This is a genomic window from Streptomyces pluripotens (genome assembly GCF_000802245.2).
Taxonomy (GTDB): Bacteria; Actinomycetota; Actinomycetes; order Streptomycetales; family Streptomycetaceae; genus Streptomyces; species Streptomyces pluripotens.
Genome location: NZ_CP021080.1, coordinates 4,199,318 through 4,217,628 on the forward strand (window position 1 = coordinate 4,199,318; position 18,311 = coordinate 4,217,628).

The 18,311-nt window shown below is 70.6% G+C and carries 19 protein-coding genes; 11 read left to right on the forward strand and 8 right to left on the reverse strand.

What is annotated here, in order from left to right:
* Window positions 1-103: 103 nt before the first annotated feature.
* The 3 genes from LK06_RS19050 to LK06_RS19060 all read left to right on the forward strand — a co-directional run bounded on the left by LK06_RS19050 (window position 104) and on the right by LK06_RS19060 (window position 2,388).
* A complete protein-coding gene (locus tag LK06_RS19050; protein WP_039650901.1) occupies window positions 104-850 on the forward strand; it encodes a GOLPH3/VPS74 family protein in 747 nt (248 codons plus the stop codon).
* A 299-nt stretch (window positions 851-1,149) separates the two neighbouring features.
* A complete protein-coding gene (locus LK06_RS19055) occupies window positions 1,150-2,007 on the forward strand; it encodes a helix-turn-helix domain-containing protein (protein ID WP_039650903.1) in 858 nt (285 codons plus the stop codon).
* Window positions 2,008-2,196: 189 nt separating this feature from the next.
* Window positions 2,197-2,388, forward strand: coding sequence for a DUF397 domain-containing protein (locus tag LK06_RS19060; RefSeq protein ID WP_039650905.1), 192 nt, complete (start codon window positions 2,197-2,199; stop codon window positions 2,386-2,388).
* A gap of 140 nt (window positions 2,389-2,528) precedes the next feature.
* Here the strand turns inward: LK06_RS19060 and LK06_RS19065 are convergent, their stop codons facing one another.
* The 3 genes from LK06_RS19065 to LK06_RS33285 form a co-directional block, all read right to left on the reverse strand.
* Window positions 2,529-3,377: a MerR family transcriptional regulator gene (locus tag LK06_RS19065; RefSeq protein WP_043406293.1), complete on the reverse strand. Its 849-nt coding sequence runs from the start codon at window positions 3,375-3,377 to the stop codon at window positions 2,529-2,531.
* Between the two features lie 86 nt (window positions 3,378-3,463).
* On the reverse strand, window positions 3,464-3,970 hold the full coding sequence (locus tag LK06_RS19070; RefSeq protein ID WP_039650909.1) for a glutathione peroxidase: 507 nt from the start codon (window positions 3,968-3,970) through the stop codon (window positions 3,464-3,466).
* Between the two features lie 177 nt (window positions 3,971-4,147).
* Window positions 4,148-4,870, reverse strand: a complete 723-nt coding sequence (locus tag LK06_RS33285; protein ID WP_039650911.1) for a DUF4232 domain-containing protein — start codon at window positions 4,868-4,870, stop codon at window positions 4,148-4,150.
* A gap of 131 nt (window positions 4,871-5,001) precedes the next feature.
* On the opposite strand from LK06_RS33285, the gene LK06_RS19085 reads away from it, so the two are divergent.
* On the forward strand, window positions 5,002-6,591 hold the full coding sequence (locus tag LK06_RS19085; RefSeq protein WP_234367449.1) for a helix-turn-helix domain-containing protein: 1,590 nt from the start codon (window positions 5,002-5,004) through the stop codon (window positions 6,589-6,591).
* A 199-nt stretch (window positions 6,592-6,790) separates the two neighbouring features.
* Here the strand turns inward: LK06_RS19085 and LK06_RS19090 are convergent, their stop codons facing one another.
* Both LK06_RS19090 and LK06_RS19095 read right to left on the reverse strand, forming a co-directional pair.
* Window positions 6,791-8,164, reverse strand: a complete 1,374-nt coding sequence (locus LK06_RS19090; RefSeq protein ID WP_052270015.1) for a HAMP domain-containing sensor histidine kinase — start codon at window positions 8,162-8,164, stop codon at window positions 6,791-6,793.
* Window positions 8,161-8,832 (reverse strand): response regulator transcription factor, encoded by a 672-nt coding sequence (locus LK06_RS19095; RefSeq protein ID WP_039654043.1) that lies wholly within the window; start codon window positions 8,830-8,832, stop codon window positions 8,161-8,163. The genes LK06_RS19090 and LK06_RS19095 overlap by 4 nt, the downstream gene beginning before the upstream one ends.
* A gap of 156 nt (window positions 8,833-8,988) precedes the next feature.
* On the opposite strand from LK06_RS19095, the gene LK06_RS19100 reads away from it, so the two are divergent.
* Genes LK06_RS19100 through LK06_RS19110 form a run of 3 tightly spaced genes read left to right on the forward strand, consistent with a single transcriptional unit; the run spans window position 8,989 to window position 11,308 of the window.
* Window positions 8,989-9,642 (forward strand): DUF4956 domain-containing protein, encoded by a 654-nt coding sequence (locus LK06_RS19100; protein ID WP_052270014.1) that lies wholly within the window; start codon window positions 8,989-8,991, stop codon window positions 9,640-9,642.
* Entirely contained in the window at window positions 9,639-10,457 is an 819-nt protein-coding gene (locus LK06_RS19105) for a VTC domain-containing protein (protein ID WP_052270013.1), read from the forward strand. The genes LK06_RS19100 and LK06_RS19105 overlap by 4 nt, the downstream gene beginning before the upstream one ends.
* Window positions 10,454-11,308 (forward strand): phosphatase PAP2 family protein, encoded by an 855-nt coding sequence (locus LK06_RS19110; protein WP_043432073.1) that lies wholly within the window; start codon window positions 10,454-10,456, stop codon window positions 11,306-11,308. The genes LK06_RS19105 and LK06_RS19110 overlap by 4 nt, the downstream gene beginning before the upstream one ends.
* 117 nt (window positions 11,309-11,425) lie before the next feature.
* Here the strand turns inward: LK06_RS19110 and LK06_RS34450 are convergent, their stop codons facing one another.
* The gene (locus LK06_RS34450) at window positions 11,426-11,584 is read right to left on the reverse strand and encodes a hypothetical protein (RefSeq protein ID WP_234367450.1); all 159 of its coding nucleotides are present in this window, start codon (window positions 11,582-11,584) and stop codon (window positions 11,426-11,428) included.
* 45 nt (window positions 11,585-11,629) lie between these two features.
* Entirely contained in the window at window positions 11,630-11,764 is a 135-nt protein-coding gene (locus LK06_RS34915; protein WP_267886110.1) for a hypothetical protein, read from the reverse strand.
* A 318-nt stretch (window positions 11,765-12,082) separates the two neighbouring features.
* On the opposite strand from LK06_RS34915, the gene LK06_RS19120 reads away from it, so the two are divergent.
* From LK06_RS19120 to LK06_RS19130, 4 genes are all read left to right on the forward strand, one after another.
* Window positions 12,083-13,474: a lanthionine synthetase LanC family protein gene (locus tag LK06_RS19120; protein WP_078858695.1), complete on the forward strand. Its 1,392-nt coding sequence runs from the start codon at window positions 12,083-12,085 to the stop codon at window positions 13,472-13,474.
* A 298-nt stretch (window positions 13,475-13,772) separates the two neighbouring features.
* A complete protein-coding gene (locus tag LK06_RS33290) occupies window positions 13,773-14,129 on the forward strand; it encodes a hypothetical protein (protein WP_159025313.1) in 357 nt (118 codons plus the stop codon).
* 34 nt (window positions 14,130-14,163) lie between these two features.
* Complete coding sequence (locus LK06_RS19125; RefSeq protein ID WP_052270012.1) at window positions 14,164-15,609, forward strand: protein kinase domain-containing protein; 1,446 nt, start codon at window positions 14,164-14,166, stop codon at window positions 15,607-15,609.
* Window positions 15,610-16,053: 444 nt separating this feature from the next.
* On the forward strand, window positions 16,054-16,728 hold the full coding sequence (locus LK06_RS19130) for a dienelactone hydrolase family protein (protein WP_039654040.1): 675 nt from the start codon (window positions 16,054-16,056) through the stop codon (window positions 16,726-16,728).
* Between the two features lie 48 nt (window positions 16,729-16,776).
* Here the strand turns inward: LK06_RS19130 and LK06_RS19135 are convergent, their stop codons facing one another.
* Window positions 16,777-18,306: a serine/threonine-protein kinase gene (locus tag LK06_RS19135; RefSeq protein ID WP_039654038.1), complete on the reverse strand. Its 1,530-nt coding sequence runs from the start codon at window positions 18,304-18,306 to the stop codon at window positions 16,777-16,779.
* Window positions 18,307-18,311: the final 5 nt, after the last annotated feature.

The following is an 18,311-nucleotide window of genomic DNA, read 5'->3' on the forward strand; positions in this document are numbered from 1 at the left end:
GAGAACGACATACCTACCGGTTCCCTTACGAACCGGTCACGCACCCTCGACAGACCAATGTGAGAGGGGTCACCCTGTCATTCATCCACGCGGGGAGGCATGGATGGGCAGGAGCCGCAGAACACTTCCGGAGGAGCTTCTGCTGCTGGCACTGGACCCGGCCACGGGTACCACTGCACAGCCGCAGTCGCTCGACCTCGGTCTGGCCGGAGCGCAGCTAGTGGAGCTGGCGCTGGCCGGACGTATAGCCCCAGACGGGGATCGTATCGCCGTGGTGGTGCCACGGCCGACAGGAGATCCGACTCTGGACTGCGCGTTGGAGTTGCTGCGAAGGCGCGGCGCTCCGGTGCGGGCAGTGCACTGGATCGGCGGACCGCGTCTCGGTCTCCGCCAGACCTATCTCTCGCATTTGGAGCGGTGCGGCATGGTTGCCGCAGTACCCGGCCAAATGTGTGGGGTGCTGCCCACGACGCGCTACCAGGCGACGGACACCGCCATCAGTCGGGAGATCCGAGCCCGGCTGGACTCGGCGATCCGCACCGGTGTGCCACCAGACCCGCGGACCGCGGCGCTCGCCTCGCTGGCGCATGCCGTCGGACTCGGCAAACACCTGTACCCGGGGAACGAGGGGCGGTCGTCCCGCTCCCGGCTGAGGGACCTGATCCGGCACGATCCGATGGGCGGGCTCGTTGCGCACGCCGTGATGGACGTGCAGAACGGTGCGGCTGCCCAGCCGCGCCGCGGTCCGACCGGCCGGCCGCCGGCGCCCGGCCGGGCCGCGGCGGAACCCGCACGCGGGGTTCCGATGCAGCCGCGCCGCGGGTCCATGGCGCGCGCCGCAGCCCACTGAACCGTTACCCCGGTCCCCACAGGCCCACGACCCGATCCGGGAGCCGCTGGTTCGAGCGGAGCGGTGAGACCCCTGCGGTCGCACCGCTCCGCTCGACTGCGTTGCCGTAAGTTGCCGTGAGCTGCCGTGAGTCGCCGTTCGGTTCGCCGTATCCCTGGTGGTCAGGGCGGTGCCTGAACTGACGTACGCACGCTGCATATCCGCCGTTTGCCAGCGGCGGAAAGCAGCTTGGTGGCAATCTGCTCAACAGCAGATACGGAAAGTCAAGTAACAGGCAGGCAGCCGGAGGTGCACGTCTCGTGGCGTCCAATGTCAATCCCACCGTCAGGCGACGCCGGCTGGGCCAGGAGCTGCGCAGGCTCCGCGAGCTCAAGGGCATGACGGCCGAAGAGGTGGCGGAGCGGCTGCTCGTGTCGCAGTCGAAGATCAGCCGGCTGGAGAACGGCCGCAGGAGCATCAGCCAGCGCGATGTGCGCGACCTGTGCGGGGTGTACGAGGTCGAGGACCAGCGGATCGTGGATTCGCTCATGGAGATGGCCCGGGACTCGCGGCAGCAGGGATGGTGGCACACCTTCGGGGACATCCCGTACAGCGTGTACATCGGGCTGGAGACCGACGCCGAGTCGCTGCGGGTGTACGAACCCCAGCTGGTGACGGGGCTGTTGCAGACTCGCGCCTACGCGGAGGCCCTGGTGCAGGGGGCGTTGCCGGAGACGTCGACGGCCGAGATCGAGAAGCGCGTACAGGTGCGCATGCGTCGACAGGAACGTATCACCGCCGAGAACAACCCGCTTCGGCTGTGGGTGGTGCTGGATGAGGCGGCGCTGCGCAGGGTCGTGGGCAGCAAGCTGGTGATGCGGGAGCAGCTGGACCATCTGATCGAGATGTCCCAGCTGCCGCACGTCACCGTGCAGGTGCTGCCGTTCGAGGTGGGCGCGCACCCCGGGCTCAACGGCCAGTACGCGATTCTGGAGTTCACCGATGCGGCCGACTCCAGCGTGGTCTACCTGGAGGGTGTCACCAGCGACCTGTATCTGGAGAAGGCGCAGGACGTGCAGAAGTACGCCGTGATGTATGAGCATCTACGGGCGCAGTCCCTCAATGTGGAGCAATCCCGACAGTTCATTGCAAAGGTGGCCAAGGGGTATGCCGATTGAGGCGGCGGCGCATGGGGCGAGGGATCATACACTGCCAACCGGCTGTGACGGAAGGCTCATCTGGAATATGCCATCCGGTTGAGTGAACGACTCCTCCCGCGGGAGCAGTTGCCCGGTAGCGTCGATCACGCCAATCAGAACGACAGGTTGGCGTGAACCGCACTACCGCAACTTGCAACAGGAGTGGACATGGCACTGATTCAGGGCGCTTCGGAGACGTGGATGAAGTCTTCCTATTCCGCGGGCAACGGCGCCTGCGTCGAGGTCAAGTCGCCCACCGCCGCCGAACTCGCCGTCCGCGACTCCAAGGTCGCCGAGGGCCCGGTCCTGGCCTTCCCCGCCGACGCGTGGAACGCCTTCGTGACGTCGGTCAAGGCCTAAGGGGCCCTCACTGACCCTCGTCCGTAGCCACGTCGGGCGACACCGTCCGGCCACAACAACTGCACAAGCACCACCAGGAGCCCTCTCGACCAGTCGCCGTCCTTGCCGAGAGGGCTCGGTCGTCTCCTTTCGACCTGGAGTCACTTCACCGGGAAGGCCACGTCACACACCGGGTCCCCGGCCCCCGCCGCGTCCCAGTCCGCGAAGTAGATCTCGCGGCAGGGACCGGCCGTCTCCAGCCCCCGCCCGGCCATCCACTGCCCCACCGCCTCGAAAGCCGCGAGGATCTGCGGATGGGCCACCTGCGCCTTGGTGACCCGGGTATAGGCCAGCCGTGCCGCCGGCGCCACCCGTACGGTCGTCTCCCAGACCCGTCCCTGTCGCTCGGCCCATGTACGCGCTGCTGCCTCGTCAGCCACCGGAACGCAGCACTCGGCCGGACCGTCGCTCTCCATCGACACCTCGGAGTGATAGATGACGAACGGCGCGCCCACGACGCCTCCGCACTCCCGTGCGGCCGTCTCCAGCCGCCCCATCGACGCACCGATCCACGTCGGCAATTCGTCCGCGAGGGTGTGCCGCGACTCGGTGATCACCACCTGGGCCGGTACGTCCACGGTTTCGATCGCGAATTTTCCGTACATCTCGGAGCTCCTCCCCGACAGCCGTCCACGGAGGTACTCGGCGAGGGCACGCTGCCCGGCCACCCGGGCTTCCACATCCGCCCAGTAGGCGGCGAGCAGGTCGGCGGCCTCGGTACCGTCGGCCCCGACCACGTCGGCGATCCGGGCGAGCGGCATGTCCAACTGCCGCAACAGGGCAACCAGGCGGGCGGGTTCGGCCTGGTCGGCGCGGTAGTACCGGTAGCCGCTCGTTTCGTCCACCACCGCCGGTGCCAGCAGGCCGAGCCGGTCGTACAGCCGCAGGGCCTTCGCCGACAGCCGGGCGCGCGCAGCGAACGCGCCGATGGTGAGCAGTTCTTCGTGCACGGTGCCATCCTCCGTCGCCGGGCGGTCCGTTTTCCGCCCGGCGAGGAGACGTTCGCCCCTGCCCCAGGGGCAAGGTCAACCGGCGGTCAGCCGAGCTGACCCTCGATGGCGGCCACGAGCTCGGTCGACTCCGGCTCGGTCTGCGGGGAGAAGCGCGCGACGACCTGGCCGTCCCGCCCGATCAGGAACTTCTCGAAGTTCCAGCGGATGTCCCCGGCGTGCCCCTCGGCGTCCGCGAAGCCGACGAGCCGCTCGTAGAGTGGGTGCCGGCCCTCGCCGTTCACCTCCACCTTCTCGGTCAGCGGGAAGGTCACCCCGTACGTCGCCGAGCAGAACTCCGCGATCTCCTCGGAGGTGCCGGGTTCCTGCCCGAGGAACTGGTTGCAGGGTACGCCCAGCACGGTGAAGCCCCGGTCGGCGTACTGCTCCTGAAGCTTCTCCAGCCCCGAGTACTGCGGGGTGAGGCCGCATCGGGAGGCCACGTTCACGATGAGCACGGCCTTGCCGTCGTATTGCGGCAGGTTCGCGGAGCCGCCGCGCAGAGCCCCTACCTCGACGTGCAGTGGTGAGCCGTTGTGGTCGGTAGTCGTCATGCCCCGGATGCTAGTGCCGCCGGGTTACCGGCGGAGCTCGGGGCCGGTACCGGCCGGCCGGGCGGCGAGTGGCCGGAGCCGTCGTCGGCTCGTCGAGGCGGAGCAGAGGCGTCCCCCGAACAGCGGCCCGGGGGCCAGACCGTTGTCCGGGGCGTGCTGCGGCGTGCCTTCGGGAGTTCAGAAGGCCAGGGCGTCCGCCACGGTGGGGAGCCAGACCGAGATTCGTGGGGCGTGGACATGGGTCCTCTTGAGACGGATGTCGAGGCTGTCCCCGCTGTCCAACTCCACCGTCAGGGACGAGACGTCGCTGCCGCGGCCAGGGGCGTCCTGCTGGTCGAGGGCGACGGACTCGTAGTTCGCTTCGCCGGGGCGCAGGATGTTCGGGCCCCCGCCCAGCCCGCCCGGGGTGGTTGCCTTGATCCGGCCGTCGAACGTCACCAAGCCGATGATGCCGAGGTCGCAGGGGACACCGCTGGTGTTCTTGGCGGTGATCAGCAGGTGGTTCAGCGGACGGTGAACCGGCGCCGCGGTGACCGTCAGCTGACCCGAGCGGCACAGGGCAGGGTGCGTGCTGCGGCTGGTCGTGTGGGTGCCCGAAGGCTTCCTCGCCGCCGAGGCGGCCCCGGCTCCGGCTCCGGCCCCGGCCGTTCGCCACCGCTTGCTGCCGGTGATCGCCTTGCTCCTATCGGCTGCCTTGCCGGGGTGGCTGGTGGGTACGGACTGCCCACCAGCCGACCCTGAGGCAGAGGCGGAGGCAGAGGGGGGCGTGGCGGGGGCAGAGGGCGTGGTGGCGGGGACAGGCGCGGTGGCGGCGGACGAGGAGCCGGGGCCGCAGGCGACCATGCCGAGGGCACCGAGGGCGAAGGCGGCCGTGGAGATCAGGACGCGCTTGGCGGACATGGGTGTGCTTCTCCCGTTCGGTCGATCGGTCAAGGGCCCCGTCCGGTGGAGGGGCCGATGACCAAACTCTGGACGGGGATTCGTCCCCGTAGCCGTGATCGGTGGGCAGTTGGGAACCGTGGAACGGTTCCATGCCCTCTGAACTGGGGGAACAACGACGCCTGGAACGCTGTTCGGGGACGCTGACCGAGGGCTTGGGGGCTGGAATGGTGGATCAGGACGTGGTGCGGGAGCTCGGGGAGCTGCTCCTCGCGCTGAAGGAGCGCTCGGGGCGCAGCTACGGCGCACTCAGCAAGCGGCTCCACGTCGGTACGTCCACGTTGCACCGCTACTGCAACGGCACCACCGTGCCCAACGACTACGCCCCGCTGGAGCGTTTCGCCCGGGTCTGCGGTGCCACCCGGGAGGAACTCGTCGAGTTGCACCGGCGGTGGATCCTGGCGGATGCCGCACGGCGGCGGGCCCAGGCGCCTGCCGCCGTGCCACCCGCAGCAGCCGTGCCAGCCCCTGCCACTGTCGAGCATGGGCCGGGAACAGCGCCCCGAGCGGTCGAGGCCATGCCGGTACCCAGGCTCGAATCCGAGCCCCAGCCCGATCCCAACTCCCAGGCCCAGCCCGAGCCCAACTCCCAGCCTCAGCCCAACCCCAACCCCAACCCCAACCCCAACCCCAACCCACCCCCCGCCCTCCGGCTCCGCCCCGACTCTGCCTCGCAGCCTGGGAGGCTCGGGTCGGAGCCCGCGCGGCCCGGGGCCGGTCCCGGTTCCGCCCGGGGGCGCGGCACCCGTACTGGCCGGCAGCGGAACATCCTCCTCGCCGTGGCAGGAGCCGCCGGGGCGACGACGGCAGCCGTGGTTGCCGCCGTCGCGTGGGTCGTGCCGCCCCGCACGCAGGGCCCCACCGGGCGCACGAGCAGCGGGACCGTCGAGCCGCGGCCGGTCGTGATCGGGCCGGCCGACACGACGGAAGGCACCCGCACCGTGGCGCCTTCCGGTAAGACTCCTTCCCCCAGCGGCTCTCCGGCGTCCCGGAACGGCAGCGCACCGCCGTCGGCCAGGGCGTCCTCCGGCCACGGCGAGGCGCGGGCCGGTACCTCCGCCGCGCCACCGTTCCACGTGAACGTCCTGGCCAACAACTGGGACGAACGCTGCGACCAGTGGTTCTTCCTCCGACGTCCGCCGGCGAGCGTGCCGCCGCCGCCCGCGGGCCAGGCCACCCAGGGCTGGGCTGCGGCGCTGGGCGCCACACCAGCGGGACACCTGCGTCTCCAGGTCACCGTGCAGGGCACCAGCGGCCGGCCCGTTGTACTGCACGCCCTCTACGTCCAGGTCGCCGGTGTGCGCAAGGCGCCGGTGGGCAACGCCTACACCATGGGCGAGGGCTGCGGTGGTGGCCTGACTCCGGCGTCGTTCGCCGTGGACCTCGATGCGCAGGTGCCGACCGCCAAGGCGGTGCCGGGCCACGAGGGCGACATTCGAACCCGGGTGGTCGACTTCCCGTACGAGGTCTCCGTCGACGACCCAGAGGTGCTGAACGTGGACGCGTACACCGGGACCCGGGACGTCAGTTGGTACCTCGAACTGAGCTGGAGCAGTGGCGATCGACAGGGCACCGCCCGGATCGACGACAACGGCACACCTTTCCGCACCATCGGTATGCACGGCGACAAGAAGTACTGGTACAACGGCGCCAGCATCGATGGCTGGGTGCCCTACTCCTGATGGTGGGAGGGCACGTGCCGAGGGCTGCGCGCGAGCGGCCCTGAATTCGGTTCGCATCCCCATGAGGCCGGCCGGTCACGTGGGACGGCCGAGTTGCTCCACCGGCGCCCGGACATCCGAACGGGTACAGGTCCGGCAGGCGCGGCGCCCTGCGTCCACCCTGCGGTGCACCGGTCCGAGGGCGAGAGCCGTGCGCCGGTCAGCACGGAAGGTCGAGGGTGACGACGGCGCCGCCCCCGGAGTTCTCGGCGCGCGCAGTACCTCCGTGAGCGGTGGCCACTGCCTGCACGAAGGCGAGCCCGAGGCCGGATCCCTCGCTCGTGCGGCTCGCTTCCGCGCGGGCGAAGCGGTCGAACGCCTGGGGAAGGAACTCCGGCGGGAAGCCCGTACCCTCGTCGGCGACGCACAGCCGCAGTCTGCCCTCGTGGACGGCGGCGGTGAGGCGGACGGTCCCGGCGCCGTGCCGGAGGGCGTTGTGGACGAGGTTGCCGATGGCGGGCACCAACCAGCGTGCGTCGACGTCGGCGCTGGCGTCCGGCGTGTCGGTGGTCAGTCCACGCCCGTCCTCTTCGGCGCTGCGCAGGTGCGGGGCGACGGCGGCGCCGACGAGGGCGGCGAGTGGTACGGGTGCCCGGGTGAGGTGGTCGGTGCTGCCGAGTTCCTCCAGGTCCAACAGGGCGTTGGAGAGGGCGATCAGACGCTGGACCTCGGCGTCCACGGAGCGCAGGGTGTCGGTGAGTTCCCGGGCCGAGCGGGGGCGGTGCAAGGCGACGTCGACCTCGGCCCGCAGCAGGGACAGCGGGGTGCGCAGCTCGTGGCTCGCGTCCGCGATGAACTGGTGCTCGCGTTCGGCGGACGCTTCCAGACGGTCGAGCATGCGGTTGAGGGTGTGCCCGAGGCGGGTGATCTCGTCGTCGCGATCGGCAGGCACGTCCAGACGCAAGTTCTGCGCGCCGTCGGCGAGGGTGGCGGCTGCGGCGCGGTAGCGCTCGACGGGACGCAACGCGGCACGGGCGGTGCGGTAGCCGACGTACGAGGCGGCGATCAGGGTCAGTCCGGAGGCGAAGGCGAGTTGGGCGAGGAGCTCGCGCAGCGCCTCGTCGCGATGTCCGCGCCGGACTGCGGCGACGACGACGCGTGCTGCTCCGTCGACCGTGACGTGCTTGGCCTGGAGACGCAGCGTGTCCGGAGTGATCGGCAGTAGCGAGCCGACATCACGTCGTACCGCGTGACCGCGTACGGCCGAGCTGAGTTCGTCGGGTGTGAGCAGGGCGCGATGGCTCTCGGAGTCAGTGGCGGCAAGGACCCGGCCTCGGTCGTCGAGGACCTGGTAGAGGCTGCCGCTGGGGCCCGACGGCATCGCGGTGCCGGCGCGGAGAGCCCGGTCGAGGCTGTGCTGGTAGGCGGCCAGGTCATCGTGGAGCTGTCGGTCGAGGGCGGTCTGGACCCGCCAGTAGACCAGCCCGGCTGCTCCGGTCAGGACCAGGGACATGGTCAGGGCGACGGCCAGCACGAGACGGGTGACCACAGGGAGCCGCCGGAACCCGGATCCCGCCCGGCCCAGCAGGGTCACGAGGAGGTCTCCAGGCGGTAGCCCCGCCCGCGCAGGGTCGTGATCGTCGTACGACCGAAGGCACGGTCGACCTTGGCACGCACCTTGGAGACGTGCACATCGATGGCGTTGCTGCGCAGGTCGGTCTCGCCGTCCCAGACCTCGTCGAGCAGGTGCAGTCGGGTCACGACCTGGCCGGCGTTCTCCATCAGCACCCGCAGCACGGCGAATTCCCGCCGGGACAGGTCGAGCTCCGTGTCACCCCGCCAGGCACGCTGTTGTCCGGGGTCGAGGACGAGGTCGCTCACCCGGAGCCGGCCGGAGCAGTCGGGACGGCGGCGGGAGATCGCACGCAGCCGGGCCAGCAACTCCTCCATGGCGAACGGCTTGACCAGGTAGTCGTCGGCGCCGGCGTCCAGCCCGGCCACCCGTTCGCTGATCGCCCCGCGTGCGGTGAGCAGGATCACGGGGACATCGACGCCCGCGTTGCGCAACGTTCGGCAGACCTCGACCCCGTCCATGCCCGGCAGCATCACGTCCAGGACGATCCCGTCCAGGCGGGGATCGCGGGCGGCGGCCAGGCCGGAGATGCCGTCGTAGCGGCCCTGCGCGGTGTGTCCGGACTCGGTGAGGTAGCGGACGACGAGGTCGGTGAGGCGGGTTTCGTCGTCGACGACCAGGTAGTGCATGCCGGTCAGGCTAACCGCCCGTGCCTCGTGCCCCGGGCGCCCGGAAGAAAGGCTTCATGGTCTGTTCATGTGACCTACCTACCGTCCTTCACGTCGCGGTGCTCCGCGGACCGCGACTGGTCCGCCGTCCGAGGTGCCGGGACGGAAGGGACAGTCATGGACGCATGGGTGCTCGCCGCCAAGGGCATCACCGAGCACATCGGCCCCATCGACCTCACCACGCGCGGCGGACTCGATGTCGTCGCCCTGATGGTCCTGGTCGGGTGGCTCTACCGGCGCCGCCCCAGCGCACCGGCGATGCCGCTGGTCCTGGTCGCGCTCAACCTGGGCCTGTTCGCGGCGATGAGCGCGATCAGCGCGGGCAAGTTCCCGGCGGGGGTCGGATTCGGCCTGTTCGGCATCCTCTCCCTGGTCCGGCTCCGCAGCGCCGCCTTCACCCTGCGCGACGTCGCCTACACGTTCGTGACGCTGGTCATAGCCCTGTGCACCGGACTTCCGCAACGTGACAGCTGGCTTGTCATCGCACTCGACGCGGCGGTCCTGGTGGCTGTTTTGCTGGTCGACGACCCCCGCGCCTACCAGCCGCCGACCCGCACGGTGAAACTGACCCTGGACCGCATCTACGACGACCCGTCCGTGATCGCCCAGGACGTCGCGTTGCGCTTCGGCCAGGCGCCGTTGTCGGTGGCGGTCGACGAGGTCGACTACGTCCGTGAAACCACCCGGGTCTCCGCCCGCTATCCCGTCGTACCGGCCGAGGGGGGCACCGCCCAGGACACCGAGCCGCGCGAGCAGGTGACGGCCGCGTGACGCCCGCCTTGCTCCTCGCGGCCGACCTCGGGCTGTCCGCACTGCGTGGCGCCAGCCTCGCCGAGGTCGACGCGGCCGCCGCACTCCAGCACCGCACCGACCGCAAGTACCTGCTCCCCCTCGACCGTGCCCGGCTCCTCGTGGACCAGCTCGCCGGCAGCCACCACGTCCTCGACCTGGCCGGCCGACGTACGACGAGCTACCTCAGCACCTACTTCGACACCGGGCAGTTGGGCGCCTGGCGGGCCCACATCCAGCGGCGCCGCCGTCGCTGGAAGGTCCGTACCCGCCTGTACGCGGAGGACGGACTGTGCCGGGTGGAAGTGAAGACGAAGGACGGCCGCGGCGCCACCGTCAAACACGCACTTAAAGCCCCCACCCGCGCCTACGGCCGACTGGACGACTCCGCCGCCGAGTTCGTCGACGGAGTGCTGCGGCGGGCGGATGTCCCCGTCGCCCCCGCGGCGCTGTCCGCCGCAGCGGAGATCCGCTATGTCCGTGCGGCCCTCGCCGACCTGGACCACGGCACGCGCGTCACCCTCGACGGCGTCCTCACCTGCCATCACGGGGACCGCACCGCAGCCCTCGACCCGGGGCACGTCCTCGTCGAAACCAAGGGCGGCGCCCGGCCTGCCCCAGCCGACCGCCTCCTGCTGCGCCTGGGCGCCCGGCCTGTCTCCCTGAGCAAGTACATCGTCGGCCAGTCGCTGCTCAGGCCCGGCCTGCCCGACAACGACGTGCGCCGCCTCGCCCGCACGTACTTCACCGCCGTGGCCCGTCCCGCACCGCTCCTCGAAAGGATCCCTGCCGCATGAAGGCCCTGAGCCGTGTCACATGGCAGTACGCAGCCATTGCCCTGCTCGCCGTGACCGCTGCCGCTTTCGGCCTGCTGCGGCCGCAACTGGGGGCCACGGCTTCCTCGTCGAACAAGAAACTCTCGGCGACCGACCGGGTCAAGAAGAACCCGCCACCGTCCCTGTTCACGGACGCCGAGATCACCCCCATCGGCAAGCAGGCCGACGCCCAGCGCAAGAAGGCCGACACCCTCTTCGCCCAGTGGGAGAAGGCGCACGGCACCACCCGCGACGACAAGGCGTTCGCCACCTGGGCCGCCCTTCAGGTCCCCGCACCGCCCACGGCGAAGGAACGCACCGCGGAGCTCCGGCAGGTCCAGCAACTGGCCAGGGCCCGGACGGCCGCCGGGAGGAAGGCGGCCACCTGGCTGGAGCTCAACGGCAAGAAGGACATCTGGAAGCTCTACCTCCACGACCAGCGCGAACTCACCCCCGCCCCGCGGGGCAAGGCGGAGAAGGCCGAACTCACGTCGGCCCTGAAGCTGGCCAAGGCCATCAGCGACCAGGTCGCCGCCCGCGACAGGCAGCCGGCGCCCTTCGTCATGGACCCGACCCTGCGCCCCGAGAAGCACATCAAGCCCGGTGCCAAAGGCCCGTACTCCTACCCTTCCAGCCACGCCAGCCGGTCCGCCGCCGCCGTCACCTTCCTCGGCGCCCTCTCCCCGCGCCGGGCCGGGGACTACCGGTGGATGCAGGCCGAAGTCCTCTACTCCCGGCTCTACATGGCTGGCCACGTCACCGGCGACCTCACCGCCGGAACCCTGCTCGGCGACCTGATCGGTGACTACGAGCTCGCGATCAGCGGACACTGAGACGTGCCGCCCACCGCGGCTGGGCGGCCCCGGTGGGTGGCGCCGCGCTCACCGGGGCGCCGGCTCGGACGATGCCGAACCGCCCGGGTGGTCAGGGAAGCGGCAGTGGAGATCGCTTCAGTCGCCCGCGAACCACAGGTGACTGCCCGGGGTGGCCCCGCACTGGTCGAGCATCGTCGCGAGGTCGCCCCACGCGACGAGCTGACGCTCGTTCCCGCATCGCTGCCCCAGACGCTGGATCTCCTGGAGAGCCACTGCGCACTCCTGCTCGTTCATCAACGTGTCCCCGTACGCATCGATGGCGGTGAGCGGGCCGGAAGCTCAAAGGCGCCGGCGCGAGTTGAGCGCATCGGCCAAGGTGCCGCCGTGCCCATAGGAGCTCTGCAGGGGCGGTGCGCGGGACTTGCGCCAGTTGCGGGCAGCCCGCGCCGAGTGCAGTTCCAGATCGACACCCATGCTCCATGATGCACGGGTCGAGCCCTGGTGCAGCCGGCTGCGACCGGCGGCCCGGTGCATCGTTGGGCGCTTCCACGCTGCTGGGACGGGGCCGGGCCGGCACGGGGCATCGGTGTCGGCTGACCGGCTCGTGGTCCCGTCGGCGACGCTGGTTCTCGGCGTGAGAATCCGGCGGAGCCCGGCCACCGCCGAACCCGCCTCGCCTCGTGACCCTCCGCCGTTCCCACCCGATCCGGTGCGGTCGCGGTGCGGCGGCCGAGGTTCCGCGGAACGCCACCGCCCCCTGGACTGATGCGGAGATCATGCGAGAGTGGGTCCATGACGGCATCACAAGCCCGGGCCGCGGCGGTCGACGAGGTCGAGGGACTCGCGGTGGACGGGCTGAGATGGCTGACCGGGGCGGCGCGGGAGACCCCCGGAGCGGGCCTCGCCTGGACGACCAGGCCTTCGGACAACGAGCTCAACCCGACGCTCTACAGCGGCACGGCCGGGAACGTCCCCGTGCTTCTGGAGGCGTGGCGGCACTTCGGCGATGACTCCTACGCCGACGCCGCCCTGCGAGCGGCGCGCAGCCTCGCGGACTGCGTCGACGACATCGCCGACGATTCCCTCTACTTCGGCCGTACCGGCATGGCGCTCGTCCTGCGGGCCCTCCACGAAGAGCTCGGCGACACGGCCGCCGGCGCAGCCGCCGACCGCGCGTTGGAGGTCGTGAGGTCACGCTTCGACGGCACCCGCTGGGGCGAACTGTTCGAGCTGATGGGCGGCAACGCAGGGATCGGTCTGGGGGCACTCCTCGCCGGTGACACCGAACTGGCCGTCCTCGCTACCGAACCGTATGTGTGGACGGCGGAACATACTCCGTCGGGCGTCCAGTGGGCCTTTCGCACGGGTGTCGACTCCCGCCTGCACCACGTCTCGCACGGCACGCTCGGCATCGTCCTGGCACTTGCCCGGGTCGGCGGGGACACCGGTCGTGCGGACCTGGTCGAACTGGCGCTGGCCGGTGCCGCGGAGATCGTGGCACGTGACGAAGCAGGACCGGAGGGCTTCCTGGTGCCGCACTCCACCCCGCAGTACCGCCCCGACGTGATCGAGCCCATCAGCTACGGCTGGTGCCACGGCCCGGCCGGCGACGCCCAGGCCTTCCGGCTGTTGCGGGACATCACCGCCGACCCCGCCTGGTCCGCCCTCGCCGACCGCTGCTGGCACACGGTCACCCACTCCGGACTGCCCCAGCGGCTGCGCCCCGGGTTCTGGGACAACAACGGCCGCTGCTGCGGAACCGCCGGCGTCCTCGCCCTGGCCTGTGACCGGATCGCCGAACAACAGGACTCTTGCGACTTCGCCCACGTCCTCGTCGCGGACCTTACCGCCCGTGCGATCCGGGACGGTGACGGTGCTCGCTGGTCCAACTGCGAGTACCGGGCCACCCCGAGCGACCTCGAACCGTGCACCGGCTGGGCGATGGGCAACGCGGGCATCGTCCGTGAACTCCTGCGCTTCGTACGGCTGAGCCGCGGGGAGGCCCCCCGGTACGCCTTCACCTGGCCGGACCAGCCCCCGGTGCCCGCCCAGACCGCGATCAGCCGCGGTGGTACGACGCGGTGTCGTGATGGATCGGGCGTGCGCCTTCCGGCGACCGGCAGTGGTGTGGAGAACCGGGCATCCCCGTCTGTGGACGAGCCGGGGGCGGTTCCCTCCCGGTGATCCGACCGCACGGCCGACTCCGCATGTGTCCGGTGCGAGCTGGACCATCTGGCTCGAAGACGACCGCGCACCTGGCCAGCCGTCCAGCGTACTCACGCGCAATCCACACCATCAGTCCCGTTCTCCGGTCTTCTCATTCCGCTCTTCCGACGCCGGACTCCGTGGCCCACCTGCGGTCCACGGCCGCTTGAGCGCCGTCTGCGACGGTGACGAATTCCCGGTGCCTCCCAGACGGAACTCTTCGTGATCACACTCATCGACTGGTTCGAAGTCGCCGGCTCCGCCGACTGGTTCGAGCGTGGCGTCGACCGACCGCACCACTCGGCCCGAGTCCGGCCACAGCGGGGTGGTCGGCGCTACGGCGGTGGCCCCGCAACGGGTGCCGTCCCGGGCACGGAGCAAGGGGGTGCGCCCGACCGTTCGTGGCCCAGGTGGCAGCCCTGCGCTCGCCGGCCTGACCGTCGACCATCCGCCGGGCTCCGTCCTTCGGCAACGCGTCCTGCTGCACGGCGCGACCGCCGGACCACGACTCGGAACGGCCTGCTCTCCGGCCTTGGACGACCGGGCACGTGCGTCCGGCAGTGCGCTCGAACTCCTGCTCCACGACCCGCCGCGCTGTGGTGGTGGCGACGGGCCCGTTGAGGGCGCGCCGTAAGCTGCGTCGGGTTTCTGATTCACAGGAGGCGTGAGTGGGGCGGGACATGGTCCTCGGCGGCCGGTACGAGCTGGTCGAGAAACTCGGCCAAGGCGGCATGGGAACGGTCCATCGCGGGGTGGACCAGCGGCTGCGCCGCACTGTCGCGGTGAAGCTGCTCTCCTCGGCGCTGGCTCATGATCCGCAATCCCGAGCCCGTTTCCGGCGCGAGGCGCACGCGGCTGCCGCGCTGAACCATCCAGCGGTGGCCACCATCCACGACGTCGGCGAGGAGTCGCACCCGGATGGCCCGTGGCCCTACCTGGTCATGGAGTACGTGCAGGGTGCCACTCTCGCCGAGGCCCTGCGAGACGGCCCACTGCCTGTCGCCGACGCCGTCAACGTGGCGTGCGCGGTGCTGGACGCGCTGCAGCACAGCCACGAGTGCGGGATCGTACACAGGGACATCAAGCCCTCGAACATCATGCTCACCGGGTCCGACACCGTGAAGGTCCTCGACTTCGGTATCGCCAAGGCCTTCACCGAGACCGCCACCCGCATCACCGGAAGCGGTGCGGCGATCGGCACCCCCGCCTACCTTTCCCCTGAGCAGATCAACGGGACGGAGATCGACCATCGGGCCGATCTGTACGCGATGGGGTGCCTGCTGCACGAACTGCTCACCGGTACGCCCCCGTTCCGTGGCGAATCGTCCTTCGCCATCATGCACCAGCACCTGTTCGCCGCACCCGAGCCGGTCTCCCGGCTGAGGCCGCAGGTACCCGTGGCGGTGGAGGCGGTGATCCTGCGTGCCCTTGGCAAGGACCCCGAGGAACGCTTCGCCGATGCCGGGGAGATGCGCGCAGCCCTCGCCGACGTCCTGATACAGACCTCCATGCCGACGGTTCAAGCCACCACACCCGGGTCCCCGGTGACGCGTTCCGGCGGCCGAACTGCGCTCCGGGACACCTTCCGTGTTTCCCTGCGTCCCTCCACCGACAGCGCTCTGGCTCTGCTCGGCTGCCTGCTTTCGCTGTTGTGCGCACGTGGCCGACTGGTGGACACCGCTCATTTCGGCTGGGTTGCCATGGCAGCCGGCGTGTTGGGCCTGGTGGCGCTGCCGTGGTCCACACGACTGTCCTGTGTGGTGGGCTGGGGGCCCGTGGCCGAGGCCGTGGCGGTCAACTCTGAACTGAGACGCGCCTATGTCGGGTGGGCCTACTCCTACCTCGCCGTCGCCGTTCTGCTCGCAGTGGCCGCCGTCTGCTGCCTCGTCAGCGCTGCACGCAGCAAGAAGCGCGCCGCCGGTTCACTGGTCGCCTTCTGGTTCAGTGCCACCGCATCGATCTGGTACTTCCTCGACGACCTGCACAAGCTCTCCGTCTTCTACCTGCTGCTGTCACTGGTGGCCATGGCCACCGTGTCGTGGGAGTCCGTCGAACTGGTTCGCCGTCAGGCTCTGGACGGACGGGCAGCCCGGACGCCCCATCCACCAGCGTGACGGCGGCCGGCCACCGGCTCACGACCACGTTGACCCGCTGGGCGGCGTGTGGCCAGACCCGGCCGAGGCCGATCTCCACCGGGAAGGGGCCGTCCCGGTAGGTCGTCGTCGCGGGGGCGTGAACGCAGGTGCTCACGAGGGGAACGCCTCTCGTGGCCTGCTCGATCCGCCAGCAGAAGCCCGTACCCGCCCCGGGGCGCTGATCGACCTCCACGATCCGGTGGGTGCCGTGTTCCTCGTGCAGACGGGTGAAGCGTTCGGCCGTCGGTGCCGAGGTGTTCCGGGGCAGCGCGCGCCAGCGTGCCTCGACGACGGTCACCAGCCCACGAACTCATCGCTCGCCCGATGCCAGGACGGCTGGTCCTGCTGGACCTCCTGATACGGAACGCTAGAGGGGACGTTTGGGACCCGCGGTGCCGCGAGTCCGCGTGACAGAGTGGAACGATGCGGACCGAAACGCTCGGCAGTGCTTTTCTGGCCCTTCCCGTCGACACGGGACCGTATCCGGGTGTCGTCGTCATCCACGAGGCGTCCGGCCTGAACGACCACATCCGGGACATCTGCCGGAGGTTCGCCGCCGAGGGGTACGCCGCGCTCGGGGTCGACCTGTTCGAGGGACGCAACCGGGCCCTGTGCATGGCGCGGATGTTCGTGGGCGCGATGACCGGGAATCTCGACCACTACGGTGTTCCGGCTCTCAAGGCCGCGCTCGGACTCCTGGCCGATCATCCCGAGGTCGATGCCGCCCGGATCGGCGCCATCGGCTTTTGCCTGGGCGGTTCCCTCGTCTTGACGTGGGCATGTACCGATGATCGGCTGGCCGCCATCGCACCGTTCTACGGTGCCGCGCCCAAGCCGCGCGAGGCGATCCGCCGACTGTGCCCAGTCGTTGGATCATGGCCGGGAAAGGACTTCACCACCAAGGCCGCCGGAGTACTGGAAACCGAGCTGACGGCGGCTGGCACTCCGCACGACCTGAAGGTGTATCCGGAAGCCAAACACTCCTTCTTCAACGACCAGTGGCGCAACTACCATGCCGACGCGGCGGCGGACGCGTGGCAACGTGTCCTGGCATTCTTCGCCGAGCACGTCACGCGTGGTGGAACAGAGCCGGGCTGAGCCAGGCCATGTACGGGCCGGCCGCGTGAAGACAGACCCAACGGAGTCCTAGGAGCCGTTGCGTGTGCAGCCGCCCTTCGCCTCGGGCGCCGGGGGGTAGCACTGGAGGGTGAAGTCGGCGGGGCTGGTGCTCAGGTAGCGGCCGATGCAGGCGTTCGCGGTGGTGCGTCCACGCTCGGCGCAGAAGGTGAGCGCCGCGCGGCCGTCGGCGAAGGGGCCCGGTGCATAGATCACCCAGTAGCCGGGGCGTAGGGAGGCGTAATCGTCGCTGCGCAGGTAGAGCGCTTCGGGCACGGAGGTACGGATGCGGTGGAGGTGCTGGTCGCGGGCAGCGGTGCCCGAGGAGACGGGTTCGGAGGACAGCTGTGCGATCCAACGGCCGCTATCTGCCGGGGCCGAGGACTGCTGCGACCCGCTCGGTGTGGGGGAGGAAGACGGGCTCGGTGTCGGTGTCGGTGTCGGGTCTGGGTTGTGCCCCGGAAGGGGGGTCGCCGGCCGCGTGTGGGGGGCCGGTGTGAGCGACGTGGGCGTGGGCCTGGCCGTGGGCGTGGCGCCGGCCGGCCCGGCGGTCGGTTTGTTGTCCTCATGTGCGTGAAAGGTCACCACCAACGCGGTCGCCGTGGTGACGGCCAGGACAGCGGTTGCTGCGAGGAACACCGTGGTACGGCTGCGAGTTGGCCGCCCAGGCTTGGGTACGTCCTGTTGTGTGGGGGGCGCCTGGAGCACCGGGGTCGGCATGCGTGCCGCCGTCATCGTCGGCTGGGCCCAGCACGGTGCGGTGCCGGCCTCGACCTCTGCGAGCATCGCGTCCAACTGCCCGGCGTCGGGGCGGGCCGCTGGGTCCCGCACGAGGAGGGACTGCAGGACGGGAGCCAGAGGCCCGGAGCGTACGGGCGGGGGGACCGGCTCGTCGAGGACCGCGGCCAGGGTGGCGAGCGTAGTCGCGCGGCGCAGCGGGCTTGCGCCCTCCGTGCACACGTACAGGACCAGCCCGAGGGACCACAGGTCGGAGGCCGGGTCGTCGTCCCGGCCGCGGATGCGTTCCGGAGCCATGTACTCCGGGGTGCCGATGAGTTCACCGGACGCGGTCAGCGCCGTCGCGCCCTGGAGGGCGGCGATGCCGAAGTCGGTCAGGGCGGCGGTGCCGTTGGGGCGGATGAGGATGTTCGCGGGTTTGACGTCCCGGTGCTGGATGCCGGCGGCGTGCGCGGCGCGCAGGGCGGAGAGCAGCTGGCGGCCGATGCGGGCCGTCTCTGCGGGGCTCAGCGGACCCGCGGCGATGCGCTGCTGGAGCGAGGTGCCGGGCACGAGTTCCATCACGATCCACGGGTGCGGCTCCGCCTCGATGACTTCGTACACCGTCACCACGTGCGGGTCGCTGAGCCGGGCCAGCGCCCTGGCCTCTCGCATGACGCGTTCCCGTACGGTGTGCGAGGCGTCCGTGTCCTGACGCACCGCCTTGAGGGCTACCTCACGGTGCAGCACCGTGTCCCTGGCCCGCCACACGGTACCCATTCCCCCGCTGCCGAGCCGTTCGATCAGCTCAAAGCGCCCGTCGACCCTGTCCCCCGGTGTCATGCGGG